Below are 16,404 nucleotides of genomic sequence, written 5' to 3'. Positions count from 1 at the left end.
GCCGGCTGACGCAGTACGGCATGCCATGCACGGGCAACAGGGCATGACGCCCGTGCCCTGCCCCGCTACAATGGCGCGATGAACTCACCGCGCTTCGTCCACCTCCGCTTCCATTCCGAATTCTCCATCAGCGACGGCATCGTGCGCCTTGATGACGCCGTCAAGCGCGCCGTCAAGGATGGCATGCCGGCGCTGGGCATGTCGGACCTGATGAACATCTTCGGCATGGTCAAGTTTTACAAGACCTGCCGCAACAAGGGCATCAAGCCAATCGTGTCCTGCGACATCTGGCTGGAGAACGAAGACGATCGCGACAAGCCGTTCCGCCTGATGTTGATGGTGAAAAACCGCGCCGGCTACGGCCGTCTGTCCGAGCTGCTGGCCGCCGCCTACACCGGCAACCAGTACCGCGGCCGCGCCGAGATCAAGCGCGAATGGCTGGAACACGGCGACAACAGCAACCTGCTGTGCCTGTCCGGCGCCCATCTCGGCGATATCGGCGTGTCGTTCACCAACGGCAACCCCGACGAGGCCCGCGCCCGCGCCGAGTACTGGGCGCGCCTGTTCCCCGGCGGCTTCTACCTTGAATTGCAGCGCCTCGACAACCAGCAGATCGAGAACATCGTGCAGTCCACGCTGTGGCTGGCCGGTGAAACCGGGCTGCCGGTGGTGGCCACCCACCCGATCCAGTTCATGGAGCCGGACGACTTCAAGGCGCACGAGGCGCGGGTGTGCATCGCCGAGGGTTACACCCTGTCCGACAAGCGGCGGCCGAAGAGCTTTGCCGAGTGCCAGTACTTCCTGTCCGGCGACGAGATGCAGGCACGCTTTGCCGACATTCCGGAGGCGCTGGCAAACAGCGTCGAAATCGCCCGACGCTGCAATATCAGCGTGCAGCTGGGCAAGAACTACCTGCCGGACTTCCCGACGCCGGAAGGCATGACGCTGGACGACTATCTGGTGCACCTGTCGCGCGAAGGGCTGGAAACGCGGCTGGAGAAGCTGTTCCCCGATCCGGAGGTTCGCGCCACCCGGCGCCCGGAGTACGACGCCCGCCTGGAAATCGAGTGCAAGACCATCATCGACATGGGCTTCCCCGGCTACTTCCTGATCGTGGCCGACTTCATCATCTGGGCCAAGAACAACGGCTGCCCGGTGGGGCCGGGTCGCGGCTCCGGTGCCGGTAGCTTAGTCGCCTACAGCCTCGGCATCACCGACATCGACCCGCTGGCCTACGCGCTGCTGTTCGAGCGCTTCCTCAACCCGGAACGGGTATCGATGCCCGACTTCGACATCGACTTCTGCCAGGACAACCGCTACCGCGTGATCGAGTACGTGCGCCAGGCCTACGGCGCCGAGGCCGTGTCGCAGATCGCCACCTTCGGCACCATGGCGGCCAAGGCGGTAGTGCGCGACGTTGGCCGCGTGCTGGACCTGCCCTACATGTTCTGCGACGGCGTGTCCAAGCTGATCCCGGCGGCGCCGGGCAAGCAGTACTCGCTGGACGACGCGGTGGAGATGGAGCCGGTGCTGAAGCAGCGGCTGGAGAACGAGGAAGAACTGCGCGAGCTGTGGGAACTGGCGAAAAAGCTGGAAGGCATGACCCGCAACATCGGCATGCACGCCGGTGGCGTGCTGATCGCGCCGGGCAAGCTGACCGACTTCTGCCCGCTGTACCAGGCGGCCGGCGACGACACCGTGCCGGTATCGATGTACGACAAGGACGACGTGGAGCAGATCGGGCTGGTGAAGTTCGACTTCCTCGGCCTGCGCAACCTGACCATCATCGACCTGGCGGTGCGCTACATCAAGGCGCTGGACCCCAGCTTCACCACCGACATCAACCTGCTGGAGTTCACCGATCCGGCCGCCTACAAGGTGCTGCAGCAGGCCAATACCACCGGCGTGTTCCAGCTTGAATCGGACGGCATGAAGCGGCTACTGGAAAAGCTGAAGCCGGACCGCTTCGAAGACATCATTGCGGTACTGGCGCTGTACCGCCCCGGCCCGCTCGGCTCCGGCATGGTGGACGACTTCATCCTGCGCAAGGCCGGCAAGCAGGAGGTGGACTACTACCACCCCGACCTGCAGGCCTGTCTCGATCCGACCTACGGCGTGATCGTGTACCAGGAACAGGTGATGCAGATCTCGCAGATCATCGGCGGCTACACCCTCGGTGGTGCCGACATGCTGCGCCGCGCGATGGGCAAGAAAAAGCCGGAAGAGATGGCCGAACACCGCGGCAAGATCGCCGAGGGCGCCAAGGTCAAGGGGTACGACCCCAAGCTCGCGGAAATGCTGTTCGACCTGATGGCCAAGTTTGCCGAGTACGGCTTCAACAAGTCGCACACTGCCGCCTATGCCGTGGTGTCCTATCAGACCGCCTGGCTGAAGGCGCACCATACCGCCGCCTTCATGGCCGCCACCATGTCGTCGGAACTGGATAACACCGACCAGCTGAAGATTTTTTACGACGACAGTATCGATGGCAAAAACGGCCTCAAATTCCTGCCGCCCGACGTCAACCACAGCTTCTACCGTTTCGTGCCCGTCGATCGCAAGCACATCCGCTACGCACTGGGCGCGGTCAAGGGCACCGGCGAATCGGCCGTCGATCACATCGTGGCGGTGCGCAACGACAGCGGCCCATTTACCAGCCTGTTCGATTTCTGCCAGCGCACCGACAAGAAACTGGTCAACAAGCGGGTGATCGAATCGCTGATCCGTGCCGGCGCCTTTGACAGCATCGACCCCAACCGCGCTCGTCTGTTCGCCAACGTCGGCCTGGCGATGACCGCCGCCGATCAGGAAGCGGCCAACGCCAATCAGGGCGGCCTGTTCGACATGTTCGACGACGACATCGCCCCCGGCGTGGAAATGGTGGACTGCAAGCCGTGGACGCCGGCGGTACAGCTGTCGGAAGAAAAAATCGCCATCGGCTACTACCTGTCCGGCCATCCGTTCACCGCCTACGAGAAGGAGGTCCGCGGCTTCATCAAGACGCCGCTGAACCGGCTGGCACCCAAGCGCGAACCGCAGCTCCTGGCCGGCTTCGTCACCGGCATCCGCACCAAGGTCGGCAACCGTGGCAAGATGGCCTTCGTGCAGCTGGACGACGGCACCGCCAAGATCGAGGTCAGCCTGTTTGCCGAAGCGGTGGACGCCAACCGCACCCGGCTGAAGGACGACGTGGTGCTGGTGGTGGAAGGCAAGGTCAGCGAAGACAAGTTCTCCGGCGGCCTGCGCATCATCGCCGACAACGTCTACGAGCTGGGCGAGGCACGCAGCCGCTACGCGCGCAGCCTGGCAGTGCAGATGGACAAGCGCCACGACGTCACCACCCTGCGCAACATCCTGACACCGTACCGCAGCGAGGACGCCGGCTGCCCGGTGCGCATCAGCTACAACAATGGTCAGGCGCGCGGCGACCTAATGCTGCCGCCGGAATGGGGCGTGCGCCTCGACGACGGCCTGCTGCTGACGCTGCAGGACTGGCTGGGCGAACAGACCGTCAAGGTTCTCTGGTAAGCACGGCGCGTGCGGCCAACGTTGGCCGCACGCCGTCACCAAGGAGCATGCCATGCTGCGTATTGCCACCCTGTTGCTGCTGTGCAGCCTGCCGGCGCTGGGCAACGAGCTATCCATCGGCACCGTCAGCCGCCACGGCACGCAACTGGTGCTGACCCGCTGCGATGCAGCCAGGAGCCGTTACCTGCTGGTCGATGCGACAGACAATCCGCAGCCGGTGATTCCCACCCTGCTTGGTGCCGGCCTCGATCCGCAGCGGCCGACCTACCTTGCGCTGTTTGCCAGGTACGATGCGCGCCATGGCCGGGACTACCTGATCGTCAGCGCGGTCAAACACCTGGAGCAGGGGCGCAGCTGCCACCTGCCGGACTAAGCCACCGGCGACGGCTGCCGTTGCGGCCAACCTTGCCCCCTCTTTACCACCCTTTTATCACCTGAGCCGCCATGCCCACCACCGTCGTACCCGGCACCTATCGCCACTATAAGGACCAGCTGTACCAGGTCATCGATGTCGCCACCCACTCCGAAAGCGGCGAGCAGCTGGTGGTGTACCGCCCGCTGTACGGCGAAGGCAAGCTGTGGGTGCGGCCACTGGCGATGTTCCGTGAAATAGTCACCATCGACGGCCACAGCGTGCCGCGCTTCGCCCTGCTCAAGGCCGACTGATGCAGATCTACCGCACCGACCAGTTCCCGCTGCCACTCCCCGCCGGCCACCGTTTCCCGGCTGAGAAGTACGCGCTGCTGGCCAGCGCGGTCGAGGCCATTGCCGCAGCACACATGGCGACCGCACCGGCGGCGACGCCAGCGGAGCTGGCCCTGGCCCACGATACCGACTACATCCAGGCCATGCTCGACGGCAGCATCGCCCCGGCGATCATGCGCGAGATCGGCCTGCCGTGGAGCGCGGCACTGGTCGAGCGTAGCGCCCGCTCCACCGGCGCCACCATCGCCGCGGCACGTTCGGCACTGCTGCACGGCCACGGCATCAATCTGGCCGGCGGCACCCATCACGCCAACTGCCAGCAGGGCAGCGGCTTCTGCGTGTTCAACGATGTCGCGGTCGCCATCCGCGTGCTGCAACAGGAAGGCCGCATCCGCCGCGCGGCGGTGATCGATCTCGACGTGCACCAGGGCAACGGCACCGCCGCCATCTTCGCCGGCGACGCCTCGGTGTTCACGCTGTCGCTGCACGGCGCCAGGAACTTTCCGTTTCGCCGCAGCCCGTCGACGCTGGATGTCGACCTTGCCGACGACTGCGGCGACGTGGTCTATCTCGCGGCACTGGCACCGGCGCTGGCGCAGCTTGCGGCCAACTTTGTGCCGGATATCGTGTTCTACCTTGCCGGCGCCGACCCGTACCAGGGCGACCGCCTCGGACGACTGCAGCTGAGCATGGCCGGACTGCAGGCGCGCGACGCGCAGGTGCTGGCGCTGTGCGAGGCGCGACAGTGGCCGCTGGCGGTGGTGATGGCTGGCGGCTACGCGGAGCCGATCAGCGACACCGTCGCCATCCACCTCAATACCGTGCGCGCGGTACTGGCCTGCCAGCAACAGTAGCGCCAACCCGCGCTAAACCCTGTCGCCGCCAACGCGGCCAGCGGTACTGGCAAGGCCAGCCAGCTGCAGACGCATCCGCGTGACACGCGACAAGGAAAGGCGAGCCGCGCGTGCTAAGATGGCGCGCAGTTTTACGGGGCCGCCGTCTGGCGACGGCCGAATGCCGCACCCGGCCTTGCAGCGCATCCCCAGCACAAGGTTGGCCGCAAGCGGCGGCAGAGAAATCGGCAGCACGGGATTGAGATTCCTGCCGTCAGCCCCACCTGCATTGCACTTATTTCAAAACCGGCACCACGGTGCCACCATCAGACAGGACACCTCATGGCCATCATCGTTAACGGCGTTGAAATTACCGACGCAATGGTACAAGCCGAGCTGGAAAACCACGCCGATACCCCTAGCCCGCGCGACGCCGCGATCCAGCAACTGGTACTGCACCAGCTGCTGCTGCAAAAGGCTCAGGAAAGCGGCTTTGATACCGCCAACGAAGGCCAGGCCATTGGCGCCCTGCTCGACAAGGAACTGCAATTCGTTCCGGCCGACGAAGCCGCCTGCATCGCCTACTACGAAGCCAACCAGCAGCAATTCAAGCAAGGCGACAGCGCCAAGGCCAGCCACATCCTGTTCCCGCTGGGTAGCGGCGACGAGCTGTCCGCCACCCTGGCCCGCGCCAAGGCGGAAGGCGTGCTGGCTGAAGTTCAGGCCAACCCGTCGCGCTTTGCCGATCTGGCACGCGAGCACTCCACTTGCCCGTCCGGCAAGCAGGGCGGCGATCTCGGCCAATTCGGCCGCGGCCAGATGGTGCCGGAATTCGAACAGGCGGTATTCGGTACCGACGCCGGCCAGATCACCCCGAACCTGGTGGAAACCCAGTTCGGCTACCACATCATCCAGGTCAACCAGCGCAACGAAGGTGGCCAGATCGCCTTTGAAGACATCAAGGATCGCCTGGGGCAGTACCTGAACGAAATGGCTGGCCGTCAGGCGATGCACGACTACCTGACCAAGCTGGTCAGCGCCGCCAAGATCGAAGGCTACACCATGCCGGGCCTGAACTAAGCCCCGTCATCCGAACGTGAACGCCCCCGTTACGGCACTTGCCGTACGGGGGCGTTTTTCTGTTTCATTGCAGGCCAGTCGGGCACGCGCCCCAAGCCTCTTGCCACAGCCGGCCCGCGCCGCTAACGGCGGCAGACCATATTGCGCCCCTTGCGCTTGGCGCTCAGCAACGCCCGGTCGGCGCGCAGCAACACCTCATCGAAACTTTCTCCCGGCTGGTGCACGGTCAGACCGATACTGACCGTGGTCGACAAGTCCTGCTCGCCGGAGCTGACCGTCAAGCGTTGCACCGCCTGGTGCAGCTGCACGATGACGTCGTTGGCGGCGGCCATATCGGCATTGCCGAGCACCAGCAGAAACTCTTCCCCGCCCCAGCGCCCGCACAGGTCGTAATCGGACAACGGCGCCGACAGGCTGCGCGCAATGGCAATCAGCACCCGGTCACCGATATCGTGACCGTGCAGATCGTTGAACTGCTTGAAGTGATCGACATCCACCATCGCCAGCGCGTAGCTGCCGCCGCGACGATCGATGTTCTTCAGAAAATCGAGCAGGCCGCGACGATTCGCCAGCCCGGTCAGCGGGTCCAGCCGCGCCTGCATCGCCAGCTGCGCCTCGTGCTCTTTCTCTTGGGTAATGTCGCGGTGAGCGCCCAGAATGCGCAGCGGCTGGCCAGCGTCATCCCACTCCACCACCCGGCCGCGATCCCACAGCCAGCACACGCTTCCATCCGGGGCAAACGTGCGGTACACCGCCTCGTAGCAAGGGGTCTTGCCGGCAAGGTGCGCATAGTAGTTATCCAGTACCGCCTGCTTGTCGTGCGGATGCAGCTTGGCCAGCCAGAGGCCGAAGTGCGGCGCCATGTCGCCGATCTCGAAATTCTGGTAGTTGAATACGGTCAAGTCGCCGCTTTGCGGATGCCCCTGCCAGATACAGATGCCGGTGCCGTCCAGCGCGGCATCCAGCTTTTCCTTGAGGTGGGCAATTTCAGCCAGTGCCGCAGCCAGCTGCGCTTGCAGCTGCTGCACCTGGTCGGCGGGGGGCATTAAGCCATCCGTCATTCATCTTCCCTTAGCAGAAACAATACGATTGCCTGATCTCCGCGGTAACGAGCAATGATCATGCCACGCCACGATACAGCCATTTACTTACAGTAAACCGAGATCGAGCCGGCAAGCAGCACAAATTCCATACTTTGAAACAAAAAATTACATATGAATTGAAAGATTCGACAAAAAAAGACGCCCTCCCCCACTCAACAAGAATGCAACTGCTTAGCACTCTGCTTCGCGACAAAAATGATAAGGTCAGCACGAGCAATCAGTCCGTTTTAAAACGATCGTTTCATGGTAAATTATAAGCAGCTTGGCAGCCCAACATGCTGCCGCGCAGAGCAAACAACACATCAACAAGCCGGCCACCAAGAGTGCCGCTCACTTTCGCAAGGAGTCCACATGTCCGATCTGAAAACCCAGTTTGAACAAGCACAAAAAGATGTCACCACCCTGGCCGAACGCCCGGACAACCAGACCATGCTGCAGCTGTACTCCCTGTTCAAGCAAGCCACTGCCGGCGATGTCAGTGGTGAACGCCCGGGCATGATGGATTTCATCAACCGCGCCAAGTTTGACTCGTGGGAAAAGCTGAAGGGCCAAAGCGCCGAAGAAGCGATGCAGAACTACATCAATGTCGTCAAATCGCTGATGGCCTGATAGGCGGTCATACGCACCGCACAATAAACTTCGGCCGCAGCCAGCACCAACAAGGCCGGTCATGGTTAACCATGACTGGCCTTGTCTGCTTTTACCGCATATCGCTAACACCCAAATCCATTTTGCCCACCAAATGCGGACAGTCCGCCTTTCCCCCATGCCCTGCCGCAGAAAATACACTGCGAAAGCGCTGCCAAGCTTGTTCTTTTCAGGGGCTGGTAGCACAATTCGGCACTAACTTTTTCCGCTTTTAGACAGTGTCCGTGATGGGCACTGCTTTGTGTATTGGACTCTTGGTGAAACAGAACTTCCTCTCTCGCATTCAGGACAAGTCTGCCGTGATCGGCATCGTCGGACTGGGTTATGTCGGCTTGCCGCTCATGCTGCGCTTTGCCGAAGTCGGCTACAAAGTCCTCGGCTTTGACATTGACAAGAACAAGGTCGACAGCCTGCAGCAAGGGAAAAGCTATATCGAGCACATCAGCGCCGACAGCATCCAGCTCGCTCGTGAGCGCGACTTCGAAGCCACCACCGACTTCAGCCGCGCCCCGGAAGCCGACGCGCTGATCCTGTGTGTACCGACGCCACTGAACAAGTACCGTGAGCCAGACCTGTCCTTCGTGCTGAACACCATCGACAGCCTGGTGCCTTACCTGCGTGAAGGCCATCTGGTGTCACTGGAATCGACCACCTACCCGGGCACCACCGACGAAGAGCTGCTGCCACGCATCGAATCGCGCGGTTTCAAGATTGGCGAGAATGCGTTCCTAGTGTTCTCGCCGGAGCGCGAAGATCCGGGCAACCCTGACTTCACTACCCGCACCATTCCCAAGGTGTGCGGCGGCGTGACCGAGGCCTGCCAGGAAGTCGGTGTCGCCCTGTACAGCGCGGTAATCGACAAGGTGGTGCCGGTGTCGTCCACCCGCGCCGCCGAGATGACCAAGCTGCTGGAGAACATCCACCGCGCGGTCAACATCGGCCTGGTCAACGAGATGAAGATCGTCGCCGACAAGATGGGCATCGACATTCACGAAGTGATCCGCGCCGCCGCCACCAAGCCGTTCGGCTTCGTGCCCTACTACCCCGGCCCGGGCCTGGGCGGTCACTGCATCCCGATCGACCCGTTCTACCTAACCTGGAAAGCGCGCGAATACGGCGTGCACACCCGCTTCATCGAGCTGGCTGGTGAAGTGAACTCGTCGATGCCGGACTATGTGATCAGCAAGATCGCCGCGGCACTGAACCAGCGCAAGAAGGCGATCAACGGCAGCAAGATTCTGGTACTGGGTATCGCCTACAAGAAGAACGTCGACGATATGCGCGAAAGCCCGTCGGTGTTCCTGATGGAAAAACTGCGCGATCTGGGCGCCGACATCAGCTACAGCGATCCGCACGTGCCGGTGTTCCCGAAGATGCGCGAGCACCACTTCGAGCTGTCCAGCGTGGCGCTGACTGCCGAAACGTTGGCCGCATACGACTGCATCCTGCTGGCTACCGATCACGACCGCTTTGACTACGAGCTGATCAGCAAGCATAGCGACCTGATTGTCGACAGCCGTGGCAAGTATCTGCAAGCGGCAGCCAATGTGGTCAAGGCGTAAGTCACCACGCTTAAGCACGGCCTGCGCCTTGTAACCTTACGGTTGCATAGCGCAAGCGACAAAATGAAACAGGGCGTAACGAACCGTTACGCCCTGTTTTTATGATTGGTAATATCTCGAATTTCTTGTGACAACCGGCACTGGATGACGGATAGAGCAGTGACTTTTTATGGAATCGTCACCGGCGTGGCACTGACATTACTAATGCGGGTTGACAGCACAATATTCTGCGACTGATTTTTACTGTCCGCCCAGGTAACCGTCACACCGACATCCTTGTAGGCCAAGCCGCCACTAGCAACAGTAACCGACCAGCTGCGCTGGTAATTGGCGCTACTGCCGCTGGAACTGACAGCAGTGACCGTATCCGTTGCCGACACCAGACTGGCGTAACTTTGCCCCCTTAATTCTTCCAGTTTCTTCTCCGCCAGCACCACTGCCTCGCTGCGCTGCTTGGACAGGGTGTTGGCGTTCAGTATCGCGCCATACATGCTGCCGATGGCGAGCAGGCCACTGGCCAGTACGATGATGGTGATCAGCATTTCCAGCAAGCTGAAGCCGGTTTGGTGACCAGCACGGGCCATCAGAAGTCTCTCCATGATGCGGCCAACTTGGCAAAGGTTTGCGCAGTACTGGTAGTCGTGGTTGGCGGCAGGGTAATTACGCCAGAACCACTATTGACCGACCAACCAGAAAACTCGGCATTAGCATTGAGCTTGGTAATCGACATATCAGCAACCATACTACCGTAAATGGTTGCCCCGCCCCAGCCATTATCAGCGCAACTGTTGCCGTAATAAACCAAGCCATAAATCGTGACACTGCCATTCACTTTCGGGCAACCAGCGCCAACATCAAAAATCAGGATAACCGGATCGCTTGCCGTACCTATGCTGTCATGCCAGGGATTAGGGGGCTGCAAAGCGGCATCGTAGTAATATATTTTTTCGAAGTCAGCCGCCGCTTTCATTTCTGCTTTGGTGGTATTCGGGAAAATAAAGCTCCAAGCATCCCCTGCAAATGCACCATAACTGATGGTGCCACCATTCAGATCCAAATGACCGACATTGATATCTGCGGTATTAGATGAAGAGGTGACGATTGCAACCCCGCCGGTAGTACTAGGATAAACATCCGGAGTGCCAGTTACACCACTCAGCCCACCATTGATCACGATCGGAGCAATGCTGGCAATATTCAACGTATTCGGTGTAGTCGTTGTCACCGTGGTGGTGCCGAGGCGAATCCTCTGACGGATGGTGGCATTGGCATCGCCGCTGGCTGCCGCACTTACCTCCAGAACCGTCGGCGTCGCAGAGTTGCGCCACAGCGACACCGCGACCGTGTAACCACCAATGCTCTGCTCGCTCACCGAAGACGGGAACGATGCCGCCGTCGCCTTCTGGTTGGTACCGGCCGGGCCGGTGGCATCCGTCGTCCACGCCAGACTGCTGGTATTGCTGCTGTTGACCAGCCATGCCATCGAGTGCTCCACACTACCGCGAGCCGCTTCCATCGCCTTCGACTGGTACAGCTGGTTGTTCCCGGTCTTGATCTCGAACAGCATGCCGGAGCTGGTATAGAACACCATCAGGCTGGCAAGAAACAGCACCACCAGCGACATGGTCAGCGTGGCCATGCCTTGCTGTCGCCTTGATGTGGCAGTCATGATTCCGTTACGCATATTGCAGCCCTCAATTGAAGGTAAGCGGGCCATTTTCCAGCTTGACCGTTTCCGTCAGCGTCTGCTTGACCTCGCTGGCATTCTTCAGCTCGCCCACCAGGGTGATGGCAATGGTGCCGGAGGCGCTACTGGGCACAAAGCTCAGTGCGCTGATATTGGTGACATTGTCATCGGTCACCGCTTCCCAGACGTTGTTTGCCCCCGGAGTGCAGTTGTAGCTTGCACCACTGCTGCGCATGTAGACCGCGCCGCTCGCCCGCAAAAAGCCGTACTGTACATCGCTGGGCACCGTTGCCGATGCCGTGGCATTGCGGTCATAGCTATACAGCACGCAGCCGGCGGTCGAGGTGGTCATGGTCTGGAACGGGTTGGTAGCGGACGCGGTGCTGGCCCAGTAGCCGGCGCGTCGCAGCTCGCGGCTCATCAGCATCATGGTGGCACGCATTTCCTGGTTCAGACGGATCGCCTTCAGCGTGTCGCTATTGCTGCGAATGTTGTTGATCAGGAAGGTGGTCAGCCCCAGCATCAACACCAGGCCGATTACCAGCGCCACCATCAGCTCGATCAGGGTGAAGCCGCGCTGCCGAGTAGGTTTCAACATGCCGGATAGGTTCCCGTTAGCCCGACACTTGCCGGCGCGCAGACACTGATGCGGCCAAGCAGCGCCAAGTTCACCTGCGCCTGCTTGCCCAGTGCCGATTCCATGATCACGTGACCGGTACCCAGTGCTACGCCGCGCACGGGGTCGAACCCTGTCTTGTTGCCGCTGAAACTGATCCCCGCCGAAGCCGGGATCGATACCTTCTGGAAGTCCAGATAGTCCACCCGTTTCAGCGCGCAATAACCGGTACTGGAGCTGGCCACCACCGAACAGTCGCAAGCCGTCGCCCCCAAGATCATGCCGTAGCACCAGCTGGCGCCACTGCTGAAGCTGATCTGCACATTCTGGTTATTGCGGATGGCTTCCGAGCGCGCATATTGCATGTCGCCATAGATGGCATCGGCAACCGCCACCAGCCGGCGCTTGTCGATCTGCTCATTCAGCACCGGCACCGCCATCACCATCAGAATGCCAGTGATGGCCAGCACCACCACCAGCTCGATCAGGGTAAAGCCCCGGCCAACACCTGCTGCCGTACTAGCCGGATGCTTCATGTCACTTGCTCCAGCACGCGCTAGGCGTGGTGGTGATGCTGCCTGCCGCTTGCTGCAGCTGGATCGCGGTGCAGTCGGAATCCGTGGCCTGTGATTTGCCGGAAACTGCCGTGGCCGTCACCACATAGCCGGTGGCTGTGGCGCTGCTGACGGCAATGGTGTAATAGCCACTCTCAGTCGTCGCCGGCATGCCGATCTGAGCCAGCGTGCCGTAACTGGTGTTGTTGCCGCGATACTTCTCCTGCGCGAACTGGACCGCGCGTATCGCCACCGTCGCATCGGTACGCCGGCTTTTCTGGATGTAGCCGGAATAGGCCGGCATGGCAATCGCGGCCAGGATGCCGACGACCGCCACCACCAGCAGCAATTCAATCAGGGTAAAACCTTTGCTTATCGTCATCGATTTTTTTATCAACGTCATAAATTACGCTCAATTCCGGTTGAATGCGAAGCATCACGCCGCAGGAAGCCATGGCAGCAATTGAAATTTCTATAAAACAGCTTTAAAAACAATGCGCTCACTGCAGCAGTGTAATGAATTTTGCCAGCTTGAGTGCAAAACAGCAGCAAAAATGCGTGGTCACAGCCGAAAACCAGCCACCAGCGCGCGACTCCATCCGCAGCGCATACTGGGTTTATCGGCAATAGCCGGCCCGAAGTCTGCCCTTGCCCCTTGCCGCCACTGTTTTTAGCCTAGTTGGCCCGTCATCATTGTCAACGGTGATTTAAAAGTACCTGTGCTGGCGCTACAAATCGCAACAAGCCAGCACAAATAACTAATATGCATAAATCAAAATGCACTATTTCTTTATTCAACACCTCATGCATTTGAAATAAAAAGCACACAAGCAAAACGGGAAAGCCTTGCCGCACGGTCGGTCACCATGCCGGCAAACACTTTCCCGCCCTTGCACAGCTAGCGTGCTTTATTTTGCCGCCAGATGACGCTCGATTTCCGCCAGCGGAATGGCGCCGGCCACCAGTTCACCGTTCGGGAACACCAGCGCCGGGGTGCCGCTGATCCCGAGGCGTTCACCCAGCGCCGCGATTTCGGCCAGCGGCGTCGCGCACTTGTCGCTGCCGCTCAGCGCCTTGCTCTGGCGCATGAAACTCAGCCAGCTTGCCGCACGGTCACTGCTGCACCAGATCTGGCGCGATTTGCGCGGCGCATCCGGATGCAGCTGTGCCAGCGGGTAGAGGAAGGTATACACCGTCACGTTGTCCAGCTGGCTCAGCGACTCGCGCTCCAGCTTCTTGCAGAACGGGCAATCCGGATCGGAGAACACCACCAGCTTGCGCTCACCCTTGCCGCGCACTTCCTTGATGGCCTTGTCCAGCGGCAGCTTGGCCCACTCCACGGTCACCTTGTTCAGCTCCGCCAGACGTTCTTCGGTCACGCTGGTGCGGGTCTTGGTGTCGATCAGGTCGCCGGTGATCAGGTGCTCCACCGAGGCGTCGGTATACACCACGCTGTACTGCGCGCGCCCCTGCTGCTGCTGCTTCATCTTCACCACCACCTCGAACAGCCCCGCCACCGGCGCCGGCTGCACGCTGCTGACTTCGTGCTGCGGAAACTTGCTCTTGAAGGCGGCGCGCACCTGGTCCGGCGTCTCGGCGGAGGCGGAGCAGGCCAGCAAGGGCATCATCAGGGTGGCGAGGGCAAGACGGCGCATTGGCAGAATCATGGTTGTGCTTTCTTCTGGTTAAAAACCCACCGCGTGGCGGGCCAGTTGTTTTTTGATCAGGGGCAGGCGGTTGGTCAGGTTGAGGCCGGCGTTGCGCAGCCAGGCGAGACCGGGTGCCTGCTTGGCATGGAACAGCTGAAACAGTGCGTCGCAGGTCAGTTGCATGGTTCTGACCGCTTCCTTGCGCGTTCGTTCGTAGCGGCGCAGCGTCAGCCATTCGCCGCAATCGCGGGCGCCGGCCAGCACTGCGGCCAACCTTGCCGCATCCTGGAAGCCGAGGTTGACGCCCTGTCCGGCCAGCGGATGCACGGTATGGGCGGCATCGCCGACCAGCGCCACCCGCTCCGCGATCACGTTGTCCGGCGTGATCAGGCGCAGCGGGAAGGCCGCCGCCGGCGACAGCAGCGTCAGTTCGCCCAGCGCATGGTCACCGGCCGCGGCCACCGCAGCCGCCAGCCGTGCGCCATCCAGCGCCAGCAGCGGCTCCGGCTGGCTGGTCGACCACACCATCGAGATACGGTTGCCCGGCATCGGCAGCCAGGCGAGGATGCCGTCGCCGAGGAACCACTGCCGCGCGATATTGCCGTGCGGCCGCTCGCAGGCGAAGTTGGCCACCACGCCGCTGTGACCGTAGGGCTTGATGCTGGCGGCGATGCCGCTCTGCTGCCGCACCCACGAGTTGGCACCGTCGGCGCCGACGATCAGCTGCGCCTGCAGCTCGCGACCGTCGTCGAGCACGATCGCCGCTGCGAGCGCGCTGTGGCGCAGCAGCTGCGGCCGCACCCCGCTCAGCAATTCGACACCGCTGGCCTGCTGCAGCCGCTGCCAGATCGCGGCCAGCATCCAGCGGTTTTCCGCGATCCACGCCAGCGCCTCGGCGCCGGCATCGGCGGCGGAAAAGGCGATCTGACCGCCCTGATCGCCACGGACGTCCATGCTGCCGATCACACCCAAGCGCGAAGCATCCGGCCACGCGCCCAGCTGCTGCAAGAAGGCGCGGTTGGCGGGGCTGACCGCATAGATGCGCGCATCCCAGCCCAGCTCCAGCACATCAAAGCGTTCGGCCTGGCCTTCGACCAGCGCCACCCGCTTGCCCTGCTTATCCAGCGCCAGCGCCAGCGCGGCGCCGACCAGCCCGCCACCGACCACGATTACGTCAAACTTGTCCGACATGTTTCTCTTTCAGTTGTGTCCGGCTGCCGATGCTTGCGGCCAACGTTGGCCGCATCAGACGCCGACACCGAATACCAGATGCCCGGCAAACGCCTTGCGCAGCGGCGGTACCGCATCGATGGCGCTCATGCCCAGCCCGCGCAGCGCCTTCACCGCGATGCCTTGGCCGTCAAACAGCCGCACCAGGCCGTGGGTGAAGCCGACCACCGCGTGGCTGTCGACGCGGCGCGCGGCACCGTAGCGGCGCAGCAGCGCGGCATCGCCCGGATCAGCGGCACCCTCTAGCGCCGCCACCAGCCCGACCGCATCGCGCAGGCCGAGGTTGAAACCCTGCGCCGCCACCGGGTGCATGGTCTGCGCCGCATTGCCGATCATCACCACGCGGCCGCTGTGCACGCTGTTGAGCTGTCGCAGCGCCAGCGGGAACACCGCGCGTTCGCCGACGCTGACAAACTTGCCCAGCCGCTCGCCGAAGGCCTGCTGCAGTTCGGCCAGCAGCACGCTGCCGTCGGCGGCGTGCAGTCGTGCCGCCTCGTCGTGGCTGCGCGTCCACACCAGCATCATCTGTTCGCCGTGCGGCAGCAGCGCAAACGGCCCCTGCGCCGAGAAGCGCTCGTACGCCATATTGCGGTGCGGCTGACTGGCATTGACCATCGCCAGCACCGCGCTTTGCTGATAGTCGTGCACATGGCGCTGGATGCCGGGCAGCGATTCCGCCAGCGCGCCGCCCTCGGCCAGCACCAGCAGCCGGCAGGTCAGCAGATGCTGCTGTTCGTGCAGGGTCAGCGACACGCTGGCGTAGCGCGCCAGCGACGCGACCTTGCTCACCCGCGCCTGCCACAGCACGCGCACGCCGGCCTGCTCCAGCGCCGTTGCCAGCGCCGCGGTCAGCGCCGGATAGTCCACCACCGCGCCCAGATGCGGCAGGCCCAGATCCTGCTGCGTCAGCACGGTGCGGCCGAAACCGCCCTGCTGCGACACGTGCACGCTGTCGATCACCGTCGCCGGCAGCTCGTCCGGCCAGGCGCCGGCGGCGGCCAGCTGCTGGCGGCTGTACCACGACAGCGCCAGCGCTCGCGCATCGCGCAGCGGCGCATCCTTGGCCCGTGCCTCGATCAGCGTCACGTCACGGCCGGCCTGCGCCAGCCGCAATGCCGCCAGCGCGCCGACCGGCCCGCCGCCAACGATGACAATCTCACTATGTTCGGGTACGCCTTGCATGCTCGTTCCGCCTCTCGCGGCGGCCTC

Annotated in this window: 16 protein-coding genes; 7 read left to right on the top strand and 9 right to left on the bottom strand. The window is 62.2% G+C overall.

Annotation, left to right across the window (positions count from 1 at the left end; genetic code table 11):
- Window positions 1-78: 78 nt before the first annotated feature.
- From dnaE to PQU89_RS03005, 5 genes are all read left to right on the top strand, one after another.
- Window positions 79-3,528, top strand: coding sequence for a DNA polymerase III subunit alpha (dnaE, locus tag PQU89_RS03025; RefSeq protein ID WP_272764552.1), 3,450 nt, complete (start codon window positions 79-81; stop codon window positions 3,526-3,528).
- 52 nt (window positions 3,529-3,580) lie between these two features.
- A complete protein-coding gene (locus PQU89_RS03020) occupies window positions 3,581-3,901 on the top strand; it encodes a hypothetical protein (protein ID WP_272764551.1) in 321 nt (106 codons plus the stop codon).
- Window positions 3,902-3,972: 71 nt separating this feature from the next.
- Complete coding sequence (locus tag PQU89_RS03015; RefSeq protein WP_272764550.1) at window positions 3,973-4,194, top strand: DUF1653 domain-containing protein; 222 nt, start codon at window positions 3,973-3,975, stop codon at window positions 4,192-4,194.
- Window positions 4,194-5,087 (top strand): histone deacetylase family protein, encoded by an 894-nt coding sequence (locus PQU89_RS03010; RefSeq protein ID WP_272764549.1) that lies wholly within the window; start codon window positions 4,194-4,196, stop codon window positions 5,085-5,087. The genes PQU89_RS03015 and PQU89_RS03010 overlap by 1 nt, the downstream gene beginning before the upstream one ends.
- A 321-nt stretch (window positions 5,088-5,408) precedes the next feature.
- Window positions 5,409-6,146 (top strand): peptidylprolyl isomerase, encoded by a 738-nt coding sequence (locus tag PQU89_RS03005; RefSeq protein ID WP_272757718.1) that lies wholly within the window; start codon window positions 5,409-5,411, stop codon window positions 6,144-6,146.
- 122 nt (window positions 6,147-6,268) lie between these two features.
- Here PQU89_RS03005 and PQU89_RS03000 read toward each other — a convergent pair whose 3' ends face one another.
- Window positions 6,269-7,192 carry a diguanylate cyclase domain-containing protein gene (locus PQU89_RS03000; RefSeq protein ID WP_272764548.1) on the bottom strand — a complete coding sequence of 308 codons (924 nt, stop codon included), beginning with the start codon at window positions 7,190-7,192 and terminating at the stop codon, window positions 6,269-6,271.
- A gap of 408 nt (window positions 7,193-7,600) precedes the next feature.
- On the opposite strand from PQU89_RS03000, the gene PQU89_RS02995 reads away from it, so the two are divergent.
- Together PQU89_RS02995 and PQU89_RS02990 are read left to right on the top strand one after the other, a co-directional pair.
- The gene (locus tag PQU89_RS02995; RefSeq protein WP_272764547.1) at window positions 7,601-7,858 is read left to right on the top strand and encodes an acyl-CoA-binding protein; all 258 of its coding nucleotides are present in this window, start codon (window positions 7,601-7,603) and stop codon (window positions 7,856-7,858) included.
- A 296-nt stretch (window positions 7,859-8,154) separates the two neighbouring features.
- The gene (locus tag PQU89_RS02990) at window positions 8,155-9,459 is read left to right on the top strand and encodes a nucleotide sugar dehydrogenase (RefSeq protein WP_272764546.1); all 1,305 of its coding nucleotides are present in this window, start codon (window positions 8,155-8,157) and stop codon (window positions 9,457-9,459) included.
- A 167-nt stretch (window positions 9,460-9,626) separates the two neighbouring features.
- Here the strand turns inward: PQU89_RS02990 and PQU89_RS02985 are convergent, their stop codons facing one another.
- From PQU89_RS02985 to PQU89_RS02950, 8 genes are all read right to left on the bottom strand, one after another.
- A complete protein-coding gene (locus PQU89_RS02985) occupies window positions 9,627-10,058 on the bottom strand; it encodes a type IV pilus modification PilV family protein (protein WP_272764545.1) in 432 nt (143 codons plus the stop codon).
- Window positions 10,043-11,098 (bottom strand): hypothetical protein, encoded by a 1,056-nt coding sequence (locus PQU89_RS02980; RefSeq protein ID WP_272764544.1) that lies wholly within the window; start codon window positions 11,096-11,098, stop codon window positions 10,043-10,045. Before PQU89_RS02980 ends, PQU89_RS02985 begins: the two co-directional genes overlap by 16 nt.
- Window positions 11,099-11,153: 55 nt before the next feature.
- Window positions 11,154-11,744: a PilW family protein gene (locus PQU89_RS02975; protein ID WP_272764543.1), complete on the bottom strand. Its 591-nt coding sequence runs from the start codon at window positions 11,742-11,744 to the stop codon at window positions 11,154-11,156.
- Entirely contained in the window at window positions 11,738-12,298 is a 561-nt protein-coding gene (locus PQU89_RS02970; protein ID WP_272764542.1) for a GspH/FimT family pseudopilin, read from the bottom strand. The genes PQU89_RS02975 and PQU89_RS02970 overlap by 7 nt, the downstream gene beginning before the upstream one ends.
- 1 nt (window position 12,299) lies before the next feature.
- The gene (locus PQU89_RS02965) at window positions 12,300-12,698 is read right to left on the bottom strand and encodes a type IV pilin protein (RefSeq protein WP_272764541.1); all 399 of its coding nucleotides are present in this window, start codon (window positions 12,696-12,698) and stop codon (window positions 12,300-12,302) included.
- A 526-nt stretch (window positions 12,699-13,224) separates the two neighbouring features.
- Complete coding sequence (locus tag PQU89_RS02960) at window positions 13,225-13,983, bottom strand: DsbC family protein (RefSeq protein ID WP_272764540.1); 759 nt, start codon at window positions 13,981-13,983, stop codon at window positions 13,225-13,227.
- Between the two features lie 18 nt (window positions 13,984-14,001).
- Window positions 14,002-15,156 (bottom strand): UbiH/UbiF family hydroxylase, encoded by a 1,155-nt coding sequence (locus PQU89_RS02955; protein WP_272764539.1) that lies wholly within the window; start codon window positions 15,154-15,156, stop codon window positions 14,002-14,004.
- A 54-nt stretch (window positions 15,157-15,210) separates the two neighbouring features.
- Window positions 15,211-16,377, bottom strand: a complete 1,167-nt coding sequence (locus PQU89_RS02950; protein WP_272764538.1) for an FAD-dependent oxidoreductase — start codon at window positions 16,375-16,377, stop codon at window positions 15,211-15,213.
- Window positions 16,378-16,404: the final 27 nt, after the last annotated feature.

It is taken from the genome of Vogesella indigofera (assembly GCF_028548395.1).
GTDB lineage: Bacteria > Pseudomonadota > Gammaproteobacteria > Burkholderiales > Chromobacteriaceae > Vogesella > Vogesella indigofera_A.
This window is presented reverse-complemented; position numbering and strand designations above follow the sequence as displayed.